Source organism: Trinickia symbiotica (assembly GCF_003028655.1).
Classification (GTDB): domain Bacteria; phylum Pseudomonadota; class Gammaproteobacteria; order Burkholderiales; family Burkholderiaceae; genus Trinickia; species Trinickia symbiotica_A.
In genome coordinates this window covers 102,253-119,939 of record NZ_PYUC01000016.1, presented here as the reverse complement: position 1 = coordinate 119,939, position 17,687 = coordinate 102,253, and the positions used below count along the sequence as shown (strand labels likewise).

The following is a 17,687-nucleotide window of genomic DNA, read 5'->3' as shown; positions in this document are numbered from 1 at the left end:
GGGGCGAGCCATGACGAACGTAAGCGAAGCGAATGCTGATAACACCAGCCCGACCGATCCACTCGTCGTCAAAGTCAATAAGACGACGCTCGAGCAGTTTCGATTGCTGGGCGTCGATCGACCGTGGACCGTCATCGAATTCGCCATTGTGGCGCTCATTGCGTTCGGCCTGAAGAACTGGTATGTGCTCGCCGCGCCGCTCGTGACCCACCCGTTGCTGTGGCTCGCGGCCCGCAAGGATCCGGACCTGATCCAGTGTTACCTGAAGTACCGCAAGCAGGGCGACCACTACGAGCCGCGGCAGCATCTTTACCAGCGCATCAACTGCCGACCGATCGGTTTCGGGCGAGGAGCGCTGCTGTGACCCATGACGCCTGTCCTACACCCAACGTCTCACCGTTCGACGCCGAGCCGCTTAGCGATATCGCGCGACGCATCGACGGCAATCGTCGATCGGTGGCCGAGCTCATCCCGTGGCTGTTCAAGTTCAATGACCAGTTGATCGTCAACAAGGACTCCGCGTTGATGGCGTCCTACACCTTTACGGGACCGGATACCGACAGCCTGTCGGCTACGCGCGTCCATGAGCTCGTGCGTAACGTGATTCATGCCATGCGCCCGCTCGCACGCGCACCCATCACCTTATGGTGGACCGTGCACCGTCGCCGGACCGACCGCTATTTGACGGCGCCCCTGCCCGACCCCATCGCGCAGCGCGTTGACGACGCGCTGCAGCGCACCTTCAAAGCGTCGGCCAACTACGTGAATCGCCATACCTTGACCATGTGCATGGCGCCGGAGGTCGGCGTCGACCGCTTCGCCAAGCGCTTCATGCATGGTGTGACACACGAGCAAATGCCCATCCTCGCCGCCTTCTGGCAGGCGGTGCGCGCGACCTTCTCCGACCAGTACCTCTTCGCGCACACGGCGAGCGACCTCGCCGTGGCCGTGGACACGTTCGAGCGCCTGATGGAAGGGTTCGTCGCGGGCAATCCCGATCTCGACCTCGAGCGGCTCACGGGTGAGAAGCTCGGGGCGCACCTCCATGCCTGCGTCTCGCCCTCGGGCGAGCATTTGAGCCGACTCGCGGTTCCGGAGACGCCCGCGCTCGATACCGCCCTCGCCGACGCCGAAATCATCCCCGGTCACGACTACCTGAAGTTCGACGCCAATGCGCGTTGCCGAATCGGCGTCGCCGCCGGTATCCCGACCGGGCGCGAATTCTGGTCGGAAGCCGTCTCACCCACGACGCTCGATGGCCTGCTCAAGATTCCGGGCGAACTCACGATCAATCACGTCTTTCGGCTCGCCACGCCGAGCGCGGCGATGCGCTTCCTCAATCGCATGCGCCGCTATCACGAGAACCGGCGGCTCGATACGCGGGCGTTGCTCGCGGCCGCCATCCGCGGTGGCGATGTCGAACACGCGCCGCGCCAGAACGAAGCACGTCGCCAGGCCGCGGCGCTCGCCAACCGCCAGGTCGGCAAGGTCGAGATGGCAGAAGACGCCTACGGCTACTACAACCTCTCGATCATCTCGTACTCGAGCGTCTATGACTGCCCCATGGGCGAAGACGCGCTCCTCGAAGCGGACGCGCTCGCGCGCGAGGAGGCACTCTCGACCCACAAAGCGGTGGAAGGCGTGCTCCACGCCGCGCACTTCGTTCCGGTGCGCGAGACGCTGCATGCCCTCTCGGCGTTCGCCACCACGATCCCCGGCATGTGGCGGGAGTGCGCGCGGTGGGCGTTTCTCGACGATCAATTGGTCGCGCGTCTTTTTCCCCTGCGAGGCGTCTCACGCGGCATGCCGGTCAATCGCCACCTGACCAAGGAAACGGGGCAGTTGTGTCCGGCGCTTACCGCCTTCCCGACTGAGTACGGCACGCCCTTCTGGTTCACGGCGTTTGTGCACGACGTCGGCCACCTGCTCGTGTGCGGGCGAACGGGCTTCGGCAAGACGATGTTCTTGCTGCTATGTGCGACGCTCTTTAGGAAGTACCCGAATACCTGGACGATCGGGCTCGATAAGGATCGCTCGATGCGCATTCCCACGATCCTGCAAGGTGGCCGCTACATGAGTTTTGAGGCGGACGCCACGGACGCGGAACGCTCAAGCCTCAATCCTTTGCGGCTCCTCGCGCACGCGCGGCATCTCGACTTTCTCGTCGAGTGGGTCAAGACGCTGATCGAAGCACGCGGCGCGTATCACGTCAGCGCCAAGGACCTGCAGGAAATCCAGGCGGCGCTCTTTGCCGCCCGCACGTGCGGGCCGCGCTTGTGGCGCCTCTCGACGATTCATGCCTCCGTGCCAACCGGGCCCATGGCTGACGAGTTGTCGCTCTGGGTCGGCGACGGGCCCTACGCGCACTACTTCGACAACCTCGAAGACAGCTTTGATGTCGCGGACAACGAGGACGCCGGCCGCTGGGTGTCGATGGCCACCGACCGGCTGCTCGCGACACCCGCAACCGGCAAACCGTTTCTGGTCTATCTCGCCTACCGCATCGAGCAATCGATCCTCGCGCGTGAAAAATCCGGAAGAATCGGCGCGACGCTCGTGATGCTGCCTGAAATCTGGCACTTGCTCGATGACGAGGCGTTTGCCGAGCGCATCGGCAACTGGATCGTCACCATGCGCAAGAAGCTTGGCTGCGTATGGATGGACGCGCAGTCGCCCGAGCAAGTCTCGAGCTCGAAAATCTGGCCGCAAATTCGCGATAACGTGCTCGTGCGCGTCTTTGTACCGACGGAAAATCTGACACCTTCCGCGCGCACGGCCTATCAGCGCGACTTTGGCCTCTCGGATGCGCAAATTGCGGTTATCCAGTCGCTCGTCAGAAAACGCGACTATTTCATTACCGAGGTCAGCGGTGCCTCGCGCCGGATTTCGACCCAGCTCGGCGCCGAGACCATCGCGATCCTACGCTCGGAAATGAGTGCGCAAGTACTCTTCGATCGACATTTGCGCTCTGGGGCCCCCGACTGGCGCGAACGCTACATCGCGGAAGCCATCGAGCAGTCGCATCGGCAAACCACCGAAAACGCTTCGGAGGTAGACCATGTGTGAGATGCCGCCTCGATGTCATCTTTGCCCGCCGCGCCGTGGCATCGCAGTCGCAATCGCCGCGCTTCTCGCACCGGCTCTGTCGCTTGCAGGTGGCGGTGCCGCGACGGGCGGTGCCACCGAAATCACGCAACTGGCCAATCACGCGGAGCTCGCGGCGTCGGTCGCCAAAGAGGCGGAGATGGTCGAGCAAAACGTCCAGGCGCAAATCACGCGCCTTCAAAACCTCGTGCAGGTTCCGAGCGGCATGATCGATCGAACGTTCTCGCCCTATGGCTCGCAACTCGCCAGCTACCAATCGCTGTTTTCGGCCGTTTCGCAATTGCGCTTCGCGGCCGAATCGACAAGCTCACTCTTTGGTCGAAGCATGTCGGAGATGGGCGCCACGAGCATGTCGCCGTCGCAGTGGCTCACGGCCTACAGCAGTCTCGCCGCCACGCGCGGCGGTCTCTATCGGCAGCAGCTCGACTCGGACATGAGCAATCTCGATAACCTCGCGGCTCGCGCGCAGAACCTTCAAGAGATCCAAAGCCAGATTCCCAATGTCACCGGCAACGTCCAGGGCCTACAGATGCTCAATCAGCAGTCGAACGTGCTCGCCGGCGAAATGGTGGATCTGCACGCGCTTGTCGCGCGCCAGGTTGCCCAACAAATGCAGGACCGCGCCGTGCAGTCGGACGTTCAAGCCAACGCCGCACGGCTGGCCGCCGCGCGAGCCGCCTCCGCCAAAGCCATCAACGATCAAGAAAAGCAAATGATTCAAGGCGCCCCTGACCTGAATCTGCTGGACGACCAGCAGTAGCAAGTGTTTTACCTCGTTTCAACCGACATGGAGGCACCTATGCTCAAGTCATTTCTCGTATCGAACTGGATCGTGATCGTCATCCTCCTGATGATCGCCACAGGCGTAGCCGGCATCCTCGCGCTTCAAATGAACAAGGCCCACCAGGAACAACAAGCCGTGGCGCGAGCGCAGCAGCTCGCGCGCGAACGCGCCGAAAAGGCCGCCGAGATCAACAGACAGGAGCAAGAGACGATCCGAAAGGCACCGGACTTCAAGCTCCTGCGCGACTAAGGAGCGATGTGCTGTTGCGCTGGCTCATCTTGCACCTGTGCGTCACGCGCGCGGAGGTCCGGCTCGTGCTGCGCGCGCTTAGCAGGCGCTATCAAGCCCGGCTCGAGCCTCGCGAGGTGCAACCCGGCACGCTCGATAAGCGCATTACCCGCAACTTCCGCTTGGCGCTCCTCATAGGCCTGCTCACTGTCCATGCCGAAAATCCGCGGCTCGCGGCCAGTGCGATTGTGGTCCTGCCCGTCGCGATCGTGCTGCTCGCGCTGTGGCTCGCGGGCTTGCTGCGGTGACGTCCTCGATGTGCCTTACCGATGAACGATGTCCTTTCGGTGATCAATACGCTCTTCGCGCTCATGCAATCGCAGGGGCGGCGATTGGAGACCGTGTTCCTGATAGACGGCATCGACCTGCTGGGTGCACTGGGACTGATCATGGCGACGTGGCACGTGTTGATGTGGGCGCTCGACGGAGATTTTCCGAGCTTCTTCGCCAACCTCTTTCGGCACCTCGTCAAGTGCGCCATTCTTTTCGTCATGCTGATGTCGTGGACAAGCACCGTGCATGGCTACTTCGTTGACAACATGCAGGCCATGGCCAATCGTGTCTCAGGTGGACAAAGCGACCCGACTGGCTTGGTGCGCGTGCTCATGTCAGCGGGCGCTGCCATCATAGAGGACGCGCGCAGCCAAGCCACGCAAGTGTGCGAGCAAGTGCCGGATACCACGCCTGATGGCGTCGTCATCCCAGGCGCGAGCCACGTCGAATGCGGCTCGAATTTCGCTGAGACCGGCCAAGGCCCCACCGCCGCGCTCGGCTCAATCTGGACACTCGTCAAGAACTTGCCGCTGATCTTGCTGACGTTTCTGGCCAAGGGTCTCGCGCTTGTCGCCATCCTGCTGATGACGCTCGTGTTCGTGGTCGTGGTGCAGTTCGGCTCGTTCTTGCTTTCCATTGCGCTGTGCCTCGGGCCGGTCCTCATCCCCTGGTACGTCCTGCCTGCCACGGACTTTCTCTTCGATGGGTGGCTGAAGTTCACGATTGCGGCGGGCCTATACAAGGTCATCGCTTGGATCATGATGACCATCGTCGCCACGGGCGCGTTGCCGGCGATTCGATCGATTTCGGAGCAAGCGGCCAGCCAAGCGTCATCAAACCCGGACGCCTACTACGCGGCCAACTACCTGGCTATGTGCGCAATCGCCCTCGTCGCGGGCATCGGCGCATACATGATGTGGCAGGTACCTGACATCGCCAGGGGCATCGTGACGGGTAGCGGTGGCGGTGGCCTCGGCGGCTTCGGCAGGGGCTTGATCGCCAAGCGTTTTATTTCTTACGGAAAGCGATGAGCCCTACGCGATCAATCATGGTGCTGGTTATGCAGCCGCTCCGACTGCTGCATCGTGTAGTACCCGTCCCAATCGCTGTCCGAGCGCGGGATTTCCTCGTCTTTGTCCTCGCGTGGACCGGTATTGATCACGACCAAGATCGCGACAACGATCAGGCCCGTCAGCCACAGCGCCCAATCGAGATGTTCCACGCCGACCTGCGACACGACGATTGCCGCGAACCCGAAAATCGGCAAGACGAAATACAACAGAATCACCTTGACGTATTGCATAGCACCACTCCTCTTTGCTGCGTGTTGCGTTTCCAGTCTAGACCGCAGCGCTTTGATCTGACAAGGAGTTACGTCGATGATGTTTGAATCAATGCGTAACAGCGCGAGCGAGCGCATGGACGGGCAATGCGCGCTGAATATGCCCATGGGTAATCCAGCAGGTAACGCTGCACCACCAGGCACGGACCAGGGCGTGGCGGGATGGTTTGACGCGTTTCAAAAGCCCGTTTGGGAAAAGCGCCTCGCGATCAAGATTGCCGTGCTTTTTGCGTTCATCGCAATGGGCCAAACGGTCGCGCTCGTTATTCAGTCCCAACATAGTGGACCGAAACCGTACTTTGTCGAGCACGACGAACGATCCGGCGCGGTTTGGGTCTCGGATCGCTACGCGCGCGAGTACACGCCCGAGTCCGCCAACAAACGCTACTTTCTCGTGAACTGGGCCTCGCGCATCTTCACGATCGAAGCGGATAGCCAAGACACGATCACGCGCCAGATTCCCGCCGCTTCGGCATGGACGTCGGGTGCGGCAACCAAAGAGCTCGAGCGCTACATCACACAAACCGATCCGGTTGCCGTGCGGGTCGTCGAAACGCCGGGCCTCACACGCCAGTTCGTCGAAAACTCGACCTCGTTCTCGCCTGACGGCCGCGAGGCCTACATGATCGCCACGCTGATCGAAAGCATTGGCGGCAAACCCTCACCCGCCCGTCAAGTGTTGTTGACGATCGACTTTCTCTTTGCCCCCGAACGCTTGCGCGAAGGCGAGATCAAGGACAACCCGTTGGGCCTGCGCATCACACACTTCACCGTTACACCCTACACGGGTGTCAATCCCGGAGTCACGAAATGAGACTATCCGCGCTATCGAATGCGGCGCGACTTGCCGTCGTGCTTGCCGCCACCACCACGTGCGTCGCGAACACGTATGCGCAGTCGCCAGAGGCTGGCGCACCGTCGGTCGTGCCGGCGAGCGTGGTCGAAGCCGCACGGGCGGCAAGCGCCTCGTCTCCCGCCAACGTGCCGCGCGAATCAGCGTCGGGGCCCGCTCCGCGCCTGCACGTGGTCACGGCAGAAGCAATCTCGCCCGCAGCGAGACCGCACGCCCAACGGACCGCGCGCCCGGCCGGTCCCCGCGGCTCTGCCGGGCACGGCCACAATGGTCCCTACGCGGCGATCGACGATCCGACGCTCGTCACCTACGCGTACGACCCGGACTACACGTTCGTAATCGAGCTGCAGACCAATCAGGAATCGCATCTCGTTTTTGCGCCTGATGAGGAGATCGTCGGCGTCTATCTATCCAACACGGGCAAGCGCTGGCTCTATCACGCCTCGATCACCAAGCGCGATCTCTTTATCGAAGCGCGGCTGCCCGGTCTGCATAACGCCGCGACCATCATCACCACGCGCCGCCGATATGAACTCGATTTGCGTTCGTCCAACGCGGGACACTTCGACCATCGTGTCGCCTGGGAGTATGCGGACGACGCCGTACGCAATGGCTCGAAAGTCTCGGCTCAAACGTCGCCATTCGGTACCGAATACACGCCGAACGTGCCGGGCCGCACGGACGCGGAGCCCGCCGCGAACGGCCTGCACGTTGACCTTGTACACGCACACTTCGATTACAAGGTCGAGGGCGATGCGCCCTTCACACCGACGCTGGTGCTCGACGATGGGCGCTTCACTTACTTTCAGCTGCCTCATGACGCGCGCCTGCCCGCCGTGCTGGTGATGGACGCACATGGCGAGGGCGAGATCACGGATCTCATTCCGCTAGGCAACGATATCTACGAGGTGCCGCAAATCTCCGAATACGGGCTGCTCCTGCGACGCAACAAGGACGTCGTGCGTATCCTCAACGAGAATCCGGCGCGTGCGGGAGGCACAGCACGCGCGCGTCACGCTGAGGGGAGAGACGCCCGGCCTGCAGTTCTGAACGTATATCGGGGAGCCTGACCATGGTCGAGAGGACCTCCGCTGCGCCGATGACACCGCAACCGCAGCGGCGCACGTGCATTCGGCGCGATTTCGCCAAACTCTTTCTGCTGCTTCTGGGCGGCACGCTCTTCGCCATCGTCTTCGTGCGCTATCTCTCGCATTCCCACCTGACGGCCGCCGAGCGGCGCGCCGAGGAGCAACTGAAAGCAGCAGCCAAAGAACCCGCCGCGCTGCCGGAGGCGCTGGCCAAGCGCCTTGCGGACGAACGCGCCCTCGCCGAGGCCCGCAAGCGCTTGGCAAGCGCCCCGGCTGGTGGCACACCGTTGACCGATCCGGGCATCCCCAAGGGCCGCCCCGGCGACGAGCCGTTACCGTCTGGCTACAAGGTCCCCGGCGCAGATGGGGAACGAATGTCCGCGCAGGAGCGGCTGGCGCTCGAGCGGCAAGCCGAGCAACTCGATAATCAGTCGCTTGTCGCCTACGAAGACACGGCTGGAGACAAGGCCGAAAGCGGCCGCGCCATGCGCAACGCGGGCTCACCGACAGACGTGTCGACACGCCTTGCGACCAGTGATCCATCGGCGCAGGACGGTCTTTCAGGAAACGCGGCCAACACTCCATGGGCGCACATCGCTCAGCTGGCCAGTCCCAACGCCAATGCCTCGGATCGCGAGCGCAACGCCCGTTGGCTCGCTCATACCTCTGGCGACAGTCAGGACGGACCGCTCACGCTCATTCCGGCCGCCTCGCCGTATATGGTGATGGAAGGCACGCCAATTACGACCGTCATGCTCGGCGGCACCAACAGCGACTTGCCCGGCACATTCCGAGCGCTCGTCGACCATGACATCGTCGACAGCGTCAGTGGCCAGTGCGTGCTGATCCCGAAGGGCACGAAGATCATTGGTTTGACGCACGACGACGTCGCGATTGGCCAGGAGCGGCTGCTTCTGGCCGGCACACGCATGATCTGGCCAAATGGCGCAAGCCTGTCGCTCACGCGCATGCCCGGCGCCGACCCGAATGGCGATGCGGGGTTGACGGCCGATGTCAACAATCATTTCTTTAAGATCTTCGGCTCGACCCTGCTCATTGGCGGGGTCGCCGCCTGGATCGGCCACAATCAGTCGCAGCCCACGGGGACCACGATCAATATCAACGGCGGTGGGGCCAACGACCTGTCGGCCGCAGCGGCGCAGTCGCTTTCACAAACGACGCAGACGATCCTGCAGCGGAACATGAACATTCAGCCCACGCTCACGACTCAGCCCGGGCAACGCATGGTGATCGTCACGACCCGCGACATGGAAATTCCGCCTGAACAGGTACGGGCAAGCTGCAGCACGCCCTGAGAAATTGAAGAAACCAACGGCGAAGCCGAGATCGGCCGCACTTCAACTGGAGGTAAAGGAGCGCCGACGCTTGCCTCCGTAGTTCGTCTTGGTAGTCAATGGCTGCATCCTCACCTGGTTGAGCGCAAGCATCCGCCATTACTCGTCGAGCATCCCCAGTATGTGCCACCAGTCCTGAGCGGCGTGTAGCACACGCATGATGGTCACGCCGTCACCGCTCGGCATGTAGAAGATCAAGAATCGGTGGAACCCCTTCACTGCCCACTTACGGGTCCCGCTCAACGCGGGGTTGCGTAATTTCAACGGCGCGCCGATCGCGGGCCGTCGAGCCAAGTCTTCAAAGCTGGACTGTGCGCACGTCAGAAATCGATCGGCGGTTTCCGGCCCTGCGTTCTCGGCCAGGTAAACGTAATGCTCCACCAGGTCACGACGCGCCGCCGCCGATCGGTATATCGCCGGCATCAGCGCTTCCTGGCGCGCGCTTTGACCTGCTCAAGCGCTTCCTTGCGAATGTCGTCCCAGTCACGCTGCGTCAACTCACTTTCGCTGCCCGTCAGCCCTTCGAGCAGCAGCGCTTCGAGTCGCTCTTCGGCCCGACGCTTCTCGTCTGCGCGGATGAGCTCGCGCACGTATTCGCTGACGCTGCTATAGCGCCCTTCGGCGATCTGGGCATCCACGAACTGCTTGAGCGGGTCGGGCAGAGAAATGTTCATGCTCTGCATTTCGCACCTCCTCGGGTCGAGGACAATTATGGCATAAAATGGCACGAAATGCCATCCCCGGGCCGATTGCCGCGCGGCCACCCGGAGGTCGTGCCACGCACGGTCAATGGCCCGACAACCGTGCGCTGCCGGCACCCTACCCCCCATGCGACGGGGAATTCGCTTGCCTCCGTCTGGCAATCCCGTCCGACGCAAGCGGCGTCCTCGCCGGAGCGAAATGCTGTGACGGCCAGTCTTCGCCTTCGACCACTTGTCCACAGATTCTGTTGGCAAATGTGTGGACAACCTGCGGGTACGGGCGATAAGTCGTTGATGGCAAAGCGCCCTTGCGCAACCGACAAGAGACGAGGCTAACAACTACGTCGCGCCGCGTCGAGATGACTGCTCTCGCGTGTCGATTGCATGTGACCTTCGACACAGGCGGCGGCGAGGTGATATCGGAAGCGGCCTGTGACTCTCACGCATTCTCGGCGTACGGCGGGCCCCAAAAGCACCCTCGAACGTCCGGCCCGAGACAAGGACCGCCGAGGCCGAAGGCGCGCAGCGCGATGGTTGCTATCGCCATCACAAGCCTTGATTTTCAAGCGCGGTTGTCTATCATGAGCAACTGAATCAGCCCTCCGGAGCTTTATCCGGCACCTTTGGCAGTAGCAGTGAAGATGCGGTTCGTCTCCGTCCGAAGTCAGGATAACCGCAGGTCCTCGTGACTCGGAGTTTTCTCGCAAGCCCAGTTGGGGAATCGACCATTCCCCGCTGGGGCCCTTTGGCGATTCCCCTTTTTCTTTAGGAGAGTCGTCATGTCTGAAGCCAGCCAAACGAAGAAGTACTTCGATCTGCACTTGAGCGGTTTGGGTTACCTCTCGCGTGTGCGGGAAGTGACTTCGTCCGGGCGTGCCAAGGCGAAACCGTTTCTCGCCTGCTCGATCGCTGCGTTTCACGGCGATCCCAACGTCGAGAACGGCATCGTCTATCTGAACCTCGATCTAATCGTCTCGGGCATCAAAGCCAAAGAGGCCATCGCATTGGTTACCGCCGATGCGAATGATCGTGACACGAAAGTGCTCGTCGGCTTTCGGGCGGGCGATCACTACATCAGCACCTACGAGATCAAGAAAGGCGATCGCGCAGGGCAGATGGGCACGGTCTTGAAGGGGCGCCTCTTGAAGGTGTTCTGGATCAAGGTCAATGGCGAGCTCGTGTATCAGGACGAGCAAGAGGACGATAGGAGCGCCGTAGAAGCTACGGATCGCTTCGAGATCGAGCATAGCGGCGACCTAGGCACCGCAGACGCTGATGCTGCGACGACCCACTCCGATCCCCCATCACAATCGACATCGGTGCGTGATGGTGAATCGAACGAGCGCCGCGCAAGCGGCTTCTTGCGTCGGTCCGTTCGGCGTGGCGTGCGTGCAGGTGTTCGTACCGCCGCCGTTTCGACTTGAAGGTTCAACGCTGGGACTCCGACATCAGTCGGAGTCCCTTTCTCCCTCCTCCGCCTAGGCGGCCCATTGTTCTCGTCGACGGGCTCGCCAGCCGTCGAGAGCTCGTTTGCCGCAGCGCTGACCGTCAACCGCCTGCGGCAAGCGAGTTCATGCCGCGCTTCGTTGCTTACCGCAAACGAGCGTCTCGTCCTACCTCGGGTTTGCAGCGGCCCCAAACGCTGTGCCGTTCACGCTTTGATGCGCTTCACCGCTCCTGGCCGCAGTTTCACGTCACCGTGGACCGCGGCCAGGAGACATTCTCGAGCGCACTCCACCTGGGACATGCGGAGCGCTCGAGTATGTCGTGACCGTTGATTCGCCGGTTAAGCGAATCCGACCGCCGCGCGTGACGCGGCACCCTTGTTGTTCACACCGCAGCTCGTTTCCGGCGCTTCTCCCGATGTATCGAAGCGCAGCTGCTCGCCCCCAAGGCGATCGGAATTTTTCTCTCAACCCTACGGGGATCGTATCCCCGCAAGGGGGTGCGCTCCGCTTTGCCTGGAGTGATGAACCATGCAATTTCTGCACAACCTGTCGGCCACGCTCAAGCGCACCGCGCATCGCGGGAGGCTCCCCTTCCTTCCTGGCTTCAACGAGGATCTACCTAAGTTCGTTGCCACGATCGACATCGACTATGTCCAACGCGTCACGGTCGGCCTGGAGGCGTCTCATCGCGAGCATGCCATCCAAGTGCTCCAGCGTGCGTTCAACGCCGGCTCGCTTTGGAACGACTCGTCGGCGATGCCGCTGCTCACGCATGCTTTCGAGCCCGTTCACCCAGACGCCCCGCTTCAGCTGGCGTCGCTCGAGGAGGTGGAAGAACTGCCCCCGCCCGATCCGTCGGTTGCCACCATGCGTTGCATCAGCGCGTCGCACTCCCTCTTGCGCTTCGCGAGGCTGATCGACGCGTTGTGTAGCGAAAGCGGCACACCGCCGGACCGTGAGTTCTCGAGCATCACAGTTGACGTCCCAGTCGATGAACTCGCCCAGTTGCGCAAGCTCCTTCGCTCACTCGAAGCATGCTGATCAGGCAAGCGCGAAGGAATCTTCTTCTAACCCTCGCGGGACAGGTCGGCCCGCGAGGGACGCGATGCTCCGCGTTTTTTTGTTTGGAGAACGCTATGTCCGTCAATCATGCTTTGACTGATTGCGACAACAAAGTCCAAGCGACGCTGGTCCCGATGCTGCGCCGCATGCAGATCTTACCTCGGTACTTCGGGCGCTACATGCTCGTCGCGGAGGCGATCGTCTATCGCTCGCTCGAGTCGCTCTGCCAAGACTATTCCGGCGGCTACTGGGACTTTTATGAGCTATCCAACGGCGGTTTCTACATGGCGCCGAGCACCACCCATCGACTGCGGCTGCAATGCGACGGCAACGGCTTTGATGGTGAAATGTCCGCTGACGCCGCAGGCATCGTGGCGTGCCTCTTCGCGTTCAACGCGCTCGTCTGGAAGACCCGGGACGAACGTTTCGAACGGCTCTACTACTGCCTGCGTGAATTCGCAAGCGATCACTCCGAAGCTTGCGCAATCAGTGCGGCCATCGATTAGTCAATTCCTCTTGACGCAAGGGCACCCACGCGGTGCCCCTGCTCTTGAAAGAGGATAGCTATGTCGGGCCAGCCATTGCGCCGCAGCGTCCTCTTCGGCAACGCAAAAATCGGGATCGTATGTCTAGCCGTGTCACTCGCCTTAGGCGCAACCCAGCCAGAATGAGCTTCGCGTATCAGCCCCCCGTCGTCCATTCTGTTTTGCTAAGCACTGCAATCCCTCACCGGCCACCACTCGTGGCGCTGATGAACGGTGCAGCCACTGCAGCATCGGGATCAGCCATCGCCTTGCTTGCATGGTATCCGGGCCATTGGCTGCTGGTTCTGCTCGTCCTGCCGCTCGCGTGGGCGGTCCAGCCATGTCGCGCGCGCGCTTTCGCGCTGTGGGCCGGCTACTATTTGACGGCTGCGCGCGATATTCCAATCGCTTGCGAGCGATTCTTCTCAGCTCACCACGAGCTCTCGAACACCGCTGCCCTCGCCGTCGGCATGGCCTTCTGGCTCGCGCAAGCGGCCTTGCTCGCCCTGCCCTGGACGATCTTGAAAGCTGATCGGACTGCCTCGGCGCGCGCATGGCGAGCGGCCGCGGCAACTATCGTTTCTGCCGTGCCGCCACTTGGCATCATCGGATGGGTGTCACCGCTGCATGTCGCAAGCACCCTGTTCCCCGGCTGGCAACTGACGGGGGCCGCGCTTGGCTTGGTCACGATCGTCATCGCGGCTTCTGTGCCTCTGTTCCCTCGAACTGCTGTCGCCGCCGTCCCCGTGATCATTGCCGTGCTGCTGGCTAATTTCGACGAGCCGAAGCGGCATATACCGGCAGGATGGGTCGCGGTCAGCTCACGGTTCGGCAGGCTCGATCCGTCACAGTACCGAGCGGTCTTTGATCGCTCTCAGTCCGCAATAATCGCCGCGCAAACGGCCTTCGCTGCCGGGGCGCAAGTGGTCATCCTGCCAGAGGAAACTATCGGGCTCTGGCGCCCTTCGACGCACTTTTGGTGGAGGCCATTTCTAGCGCAGCTCGTCGCGCGAGGACAAACGCTTGTCCTTGGTGCCGACTTACTCTCCGGCGCTGGCGGTGCGGACGCTGTTAGTCTCGATGAACACTTCCGGTATACGGACAGCGCCCTCATTCTCGGTGACACTCTAGGAAGGTTCGAAAGTCGTCAGCCCGTGCCCGGCGGGCTATGGCGGCCAGGCGCGCGGGTAAGCGCCAAGCTCGGTAGTATCACCCAACGCCACCTGATCATCGAACGCAAGCGCGTAGCGTTTTCGATTTGCTACGAGGACTATCTTCTATGGCCGCATTGGCGCCTCTTCGTCGACAGGCCCGACGTGCTCGTAAGCATGGCCAACGACTGGTTCGCGCACGACCTCGCACTCGCGCAAATTCAGCGGCAGAGTGTGGAGTCGATTGCCAGGCTATCCGGCGTACCGCTTCTGCGCGCCGTAAACCGGTAACGACGCGCAACTGGCTCCCTTAATGGTGAACGCCCGCGGTGGCCGCATGTCCGACAGCCGAGTCGGCTACGGACAACCGCGTCGGGGGCAGCAGCCAGGCCATTAGCCGCCGCCGTTCGTACCCCGTGATTGCACGTCCGCTACGGGGCAAAAGCGGACCGCTGCATTGGCCGAAGCGCAGCTTACACGCATGACTCCACCAATCCTCCGCTATGTCGGACATACTGGCCCAGTATTTCATTTCAGGGAAAATTTCGGCATTGGATGGACTCGCAGTTTGTTGGGAACCCACTTCGAGGCCCTTTTAGCAGCGTCGTCAACCCGAGGGCAAGTGCGTTTGGATGCGAATGAAGAGTTCACCGCAAAGCACCTGGGGTCCTACTCCGTCGAACGTCCCCACGCATCCGTCGATTATCAAAGCGAGCGCAAAGTAACGCCCAATCGGTGTGAAGTACTGCTAGAATCACCAGAAAATTAGACCACATCAGACGCGGGGTCCATATGGCTTTTAGCCGGGAAATCGAGGCATTCATCAAGGAATATGTCAAGGACCTGGCGGAGGACAACGCCGCAGTATTCGCCGGAGCTGGAATGTCCAAAGCCGTCGGCTTCGTCGACTGGCCGGAGTTGCTGCGAGATATTGCGGATGAGATCGGTCTCAAGGTTGAGATTGAGCATGACCTGATCGCGCTGGCTCAGTTTCACGTGAATGAACTGAAGGGCACGGCGAAACTATCCAGAAAAATCATAGAGGAGTTTTCCGAACAGGCAGAGCCATCGGAGACTCACGCGATCCTCGCAAGACTGCCGATCCGCACATACTGGACGACCAACTACGACACCCTGATTGAAGACGCGCTTCGGCGGGCGTACAAAGTGCCGGACGTCAAGCACAATGTCGAGCAGCTCAATACCACCCGGCCAAAGCGCGATGCCGTCATCTACAAGATGCATGGTGACGTATCGCTACCGCAACAGGCCGTACTCTACAAGGAACAGTACGAGCGCTATTTCAAGACGCACGAACCCTTCGTGACGGCGTTGAGCGGCGACCTTGTCTCTAAAACGTTCCTTTTCATCGGCTTCAGTTTCACCGATCCGAATCTTGATTACGTGCTGAGCAGGTTGCACACTGCAACAAAGCGGAATCACTATTGCTTCATGCGTCGCGAAGCCATCCTTCCTGGCGACGACGAGGAGGTCCAGCGCTATAAGCGCAGAAAACAGGAGCTACGCGTAGACGATCTGAAGCGCTTCGGGATCCAGACGCTGCTAATCGACGATTACAAGGACGTACCACAGATCCTGACCGCCATTGAGGCGCGCTTCCTCAAGAAAACAATTTTTGTGGCGGGCAGCGCGGACGACTTCGGAACGTGGAGTAGAAACGAAGCTCAGGATTTCATCCATTCTCTGTCCGGAAGCCTGCTGAGGCACAACTATCGTGTTGTCAACGGCTTTGGGTGGGGGGTCGGGAGTGCTGTCATCAACGGCGCCCTTGAAGCGATCTACTCGAATCCCGGCCGGTATTCTGAGGACCAGTTGGTCATGCGTCCTTTTCCTCAGTTTCAGAGCAAGGGGCAAGATCTGAAAACACTGTGGGAGGAGTACCGCCAACGGATGATTGCCCTCGCCGGCGTTTCCCTCTTTTTGTTCGGCAACAAGCGCGACGACACGGGACAGATCGTGCTCGCCAACGGAATGATACGCGAGTTCGAGATCACCACTGAAGCAGGCCGGATTCCGATCCCCGTCGGTGCTACGGGATATGCGGCTCAAGCCATCTGGGAGCTGATAGCCCCTCATGCAACTGACATCTATCATGGCATCGAATGGATCATTCCCATGATTACCGAAATCTGTGATGCCAATGTGGATCGCACCCTCATCGCCGACAAAATCATCGCAATTCTCAACCGCCTCGGGAAATAGAAATGCCAAAACGAAACGTCTTCTTCAGTTTTCACTTCGACAACGATGTCATGCGCGTACAGCAGGTACGGAATATGGGTGTAATTGAAGGCAACTCTCCTGTATCCCCCAACACCTGGGAGGAAGTCAAGCGAAAGGGCGACGCGTCAATCGAGAAATGGATCGACGACAACATGAAGGGCAAGTCGTGTGTCGTGGTTTTGATCGGCTCAGAGACATCAAAGCGTCCTTGGGTCAAGTATGAAATCCAGAAAGCTTGGAAAGATGGCAAAGGCGTCGTGGGCATTCACATCCACAATTTGAAGTGTCCTAATACCGGCACCTGCACCATCGGCGCAGACCCCCTTGCGATGTTCACGTTCAAAGTCGGCGACAAGATCGTCACGCCGAAGACCTATAATCCCAAATCCTCCGACGCGTACAATGATATCGCGGACAACCTTGATAAATGGGTGGAAGAAGCCATTAAGATACGGGCAGGCTGACAGCATGATAGCCTGACGAAAGCGCACCGGTAGCAGGAAGATTTCTGATGTACCAAGCCGTTAACGAGCAGTACGTTGCCAGGCATCTCCAGGTGGCAGCTGCTCCCTTCTCATGTGAAGCGCGTTACTGAAATCGACCTGAGCCCCGTATTCGCCAGCGGTCAATAACTGATTTTTCCACTACGGCGCGACGAACCACAAGGTTTCCGACTGAACGCTAAATGACATTAACTCCATGCCCACTTTTTACACTAAGGCAGAGGCACGCGCCTTTGCCTCACGAACGCTTCAAAAATCCTTCACGACAGACAGCAAGCGTGTGCTGAGAGAAGAAGTCCGAACCACCACCAGCCACGACCGTTTTGACATCTTTCTTTCGCACGCATCCAAGGATGCTGAGCTTATTCTCGGCGTCAAGGCATTGCTCGAGGACCAGGGCTTCAAGGTATACGTCGATTGGGTGGAGGACGCTCAGGCAGACCGGACAAAGGTTGACCGCCAAAACGCGGACCTGCTTCGCCGCCGCATGCGTCAATCAAACTCCCTAATCTGGGTTGCCACCAGCGCGGCGAGCGAATCGAAATGGATGCCGTGGGAACTCGGTTACTTTGACGGCTTCAAACCAGGTCAGGTCGCGGTAATGCCGCTCGTGGACAATCCGGGAGCAACATTTAAAGGGCAGGAATATCTGGCTCTCTATCCAGTAGTCGGCAAGGACAGGTATACCGACGGACGCCAGGACGTTTTTGTGGAGGACCTCGGCAGACAATGGTCCACACTGCGCAATTTCGGCAAGGGTACGAATACGTGGTCCCGATATACTGGATAATTCGCTATTACAGCAAGTCGCACCATCTTCCACGCTCGAGGCGGCCCGGTCGTGCAGCAACTGCCGGCTGAGCCCGAGTCGCAGTTTAATTTCCTACATATCGCCTGGGCGCAGGCTTCCCACCGCCCACGACAAACTGCAAACGAACGCATACGGTTGATGACTTGCACTGCCTC

At 60.6% G+C, this 17,687-nt stretch carries 19 protein-coding genes; 16 read left to right on the top strand and 3 right to left on the bottom strand.

The features are described from left to right. The first annotated feature begins 10 nt into the window (after positions 1-10). The 6 genes from C9I57_RS26595 to C9I57_RS26570 are packed head-to-tail and all read left to right on the top strand — an operon-like array spanning position 11 to position 5,481. Entirely contained in the window at positions 11-364 is a 354-nt protein-coding gene (locus C9I57_RS26595; RefSeq protein WP_018440959.1) for a VirB3 family type IV secretion system protein, read from the top strand. Next, the gene (locus C9I57_RS26590) at positions 361-3,066 is read left to right on the top strand and encodes a VirB4 family type IV secretion system protein (protein ID WP_107153568.1); all 2,706 of its coding nucleotides are present in this window, start codon (positions 361-363) and stop codon (positions 3,064-3,066) included. The genes C9I57_RS26595 and C9I57_RS26590 overlap by 4 nt, the downstream gene beginning before the upstream one ends. Beyond that, positions 3,059-3,865, top strand: coding sequence for a conjugal transfer protein TrbJ (locus C9I57_RS26585; RefSeq protein WP_258187829.1), 807 nt, complete (start codon positions 3,059-3,061; stop codon positions 3,863-3,865). Before C9I57_RS26590 ends, C9I57_RS26585 begins: the two co-directional genes overlap by 8 nt. Positions 3,866-3,904: 39 nt before the next feature. After that, on the top strand, positions 3,905-4,138 hold the full coding sequence (locus tag C9I57_RS26580; protein ID WP_107153567.1) for a hypothetical protein: 234 nt from the start codon (positions 3,905-3,907) through the stop codon (positions 4,136-4,138). Between the two features lie 14 nt (positions 4,139-4,152). Beyond that, positions 4,153-4,425, top strand: coding sequence for a hypothetical protein (locus tag C9I57_RS26575; RefSeq protein ID WP_440130248.1), 273 nt, complete (start codon positions 4,153-4,155; stop codon positions 4,423-4,425). A 21-nt stretch (positions 4,426-4,446) separates the two neighbouring features. Further along, positions 4,447-5,481: a type IV secretion system protein gene (locus C9I57_RS26570; protein ID WP_107153565.1), complete on the top strand. Its 1,035-nt coding sequence runs from the start codon at positions 4,447-4,449 to the stop codon at positions 5,479-5,481. Positions 5,482-5,492: 11 nt separating this feature from the next. Here C9I57_RS26570 and C9I57_RS26565 read toward each other — a convergent pair whose 3' ends face one another. Then, positions 5,493-5,753: a hypothetical protein gene (locus tag C9I57_RS26565; RefSeq protein ID WP_107153564.1), complete on the bottom strand. Its 261-nt coding sequence runs from the start codon at positions 5,751-5,753 to the stop codon at positions 5,493-5,495. 115 nt (positions 5,754-5,868) lie between these two features. Between C9I57_RS26565 and C9I57_RS26560 the strand changes: the two genes are divergently transcribed. From C9I57_RS26560 to C9I57_RS26550, 3 genes are read left to right on the top strand one after another with little or no spacing between them, the layout of a single operon-like run. After that, positions 5,869-6,606: a VirB8/TrbF family protein gene (locus tag C9I57_RS26560; RefSeq protein WP_181321961.1), complete on the top strand. Its 738-nt coding sequence runs from the start codon at positions 5,869-5,871 to the stop codon at positions 6,604-6,606. Beyond that, a complete protein-coding gene (locus tag C9I57_RS26555) occupies positions 6,603-7,715 on the top strand; it encodes a TrbG/VirB9 family P-type conjugative transfer protein (protein ID WP_107153562.1) in 1,113 nt (370 codons plus the stop codon). The genes C9I57_RS26560 and C9I57_RS26555 overlap by 4 nt, the downstream gene beginning before the upstream one ends. A gap of 2 nt (positions 7,716-7,717) precedes the next feature. Beyond that, on the top strand, positions 7,718-9,049 hold the full coding sequence (locus tag C9I57_RS26550; protein ID WP_107153561.1) for a TrbI/VirB10 family protein: 1,332 nt from the start codon (positions 7,718-7,720) through the stop codon (positions 9,047-9,049). A gap of 138 nt (positions 9,050-9,187) precedes the next feature. Here the strand turns inward: C9I57_RS26550 and C9I57_RS26545 are convergent, their stop codons facing one another. Both C9I57_RS26545 and C9I57_RS26540 read right to left on the bottom strand, forming a co-directional pair. Beyond that, positions 9,188-9,511 carry a type II toxin-antitoxin system RelE/ParE family toxin gene (locus C9I57_RS26545; RefSeq protein WP_107153560.1) on the bottom strand — a complete coding sequence of 108 codons (324 nt, stop codon included), beginning with the start codon at positions 9,509-9,511 and terminating at the stop codon, positions 9,188-9,190. Further along, on the bottom strand, positions 9,511-9,771 hold the full coding sequence (locus C9I57_RS26540; RefSeq protein ID WP_018440970.1) for a type II toxin-antitoxin system ParD family antitoxin: 261 nt from the start codon (positions 9,769-9,771) through the stop codon (positions 9,511-9,513). Before C9I57_RS26540 ends, C9I57_RS26545 begins: the two co-directional genes overlap by 1 nt. Positions 9,772-10,568: 797 nt before the next feature. On the opposite strand from C9I57_RS26540, the gene C9I57_RS26535 reads away from it, so the two are divergent. The 7 genes from C9I57_RS26535 (at position 10,569) to C9I57_RS26505 (ending at position 17,511) form a co-directional block, all read left to right on the top strand. Continuing rightward, positions 10,569-11,213, top strand: coding sequence for a DUF3577 domain-containing protein (locus C9I57_RS26535; RefSeq protein WP_107153559.1), 645 nt, complete (start codon positions 10,569-10,571; stop codon positions 11,211-11,213). Between the two features lie 552 nt (positions 11,214-11,765). Continuing rightward, entirely contained in the window at positions 11,766-12,278 is a 513-nt protein-coding gene (locus tag C9I57_RS26530; protein WP_018440972.1) for a hypothetical protein, read from the top strand. A gap of 95 nt (positions 12,279-12,373) precedes the next feature. Beyond that, positions 12,374-12,805 (top strand): antirestriction protein, encoded by a 432-nt coding sequence (locus C9I57_RS26525; protein ID WP_107153558.1) that lies wholly within the window; start codon positions 12,374-12,376, stop codon positions 12,803-12,805. A gap of 245 nt (positions 12,806-13,050) precedes the next feature. Next, positions 13,051-14,265 carry a conjugal transfer protein TraB gene (locus C9I57_RS26520; RefSeq protein ID WP_258187828.1) on the top strand — a complete coding sequence of 405 codons (1,215 nt, stop codon included), beginning with the start codon at positions 13,051-13,053 and terminating at the stop codon, positions 14,263-14,265. Positions 14,266-14,766: 501 nt separating this feature from the next. Beyond that, positions 14,767-16,197: an SIR2 family protein gene (locus C9I57_RS26515; protein WP_107153556.1), complete on the top strand. Its 1,431-nt coding sequence runs from the start codon at positions 14,767-14,769 to the stop codon at positions 16,195-16,197. A 2-nt stretch (positions 16,198-16,199) separates the two neighbouring features. Next, positions 16,200-16,682 (top strand): TIR domain-containing protein, encoded by a 483-nt coding sequence (locus C9I57_RS26510; protein WP_107153555.1) that lies wholly within the window; start codon positions 16,200-16,202, stop codon positions 16,680-16,682. 235 nt (positions 16,683-16,917) lie between these two features. Then, complete coding sequence (locus C9I57_RS26505) at positions 16,918-17,511, top strand: toll/interleukin-1 receptor domain-containing protein (protein ID WP_107153554.1); 594 nt, start codon at positions 16,918-16,920, stop codon at positions 17,509-17,511. Positions 17,512-17,687 lie beyond the last annotated feature (176 nt).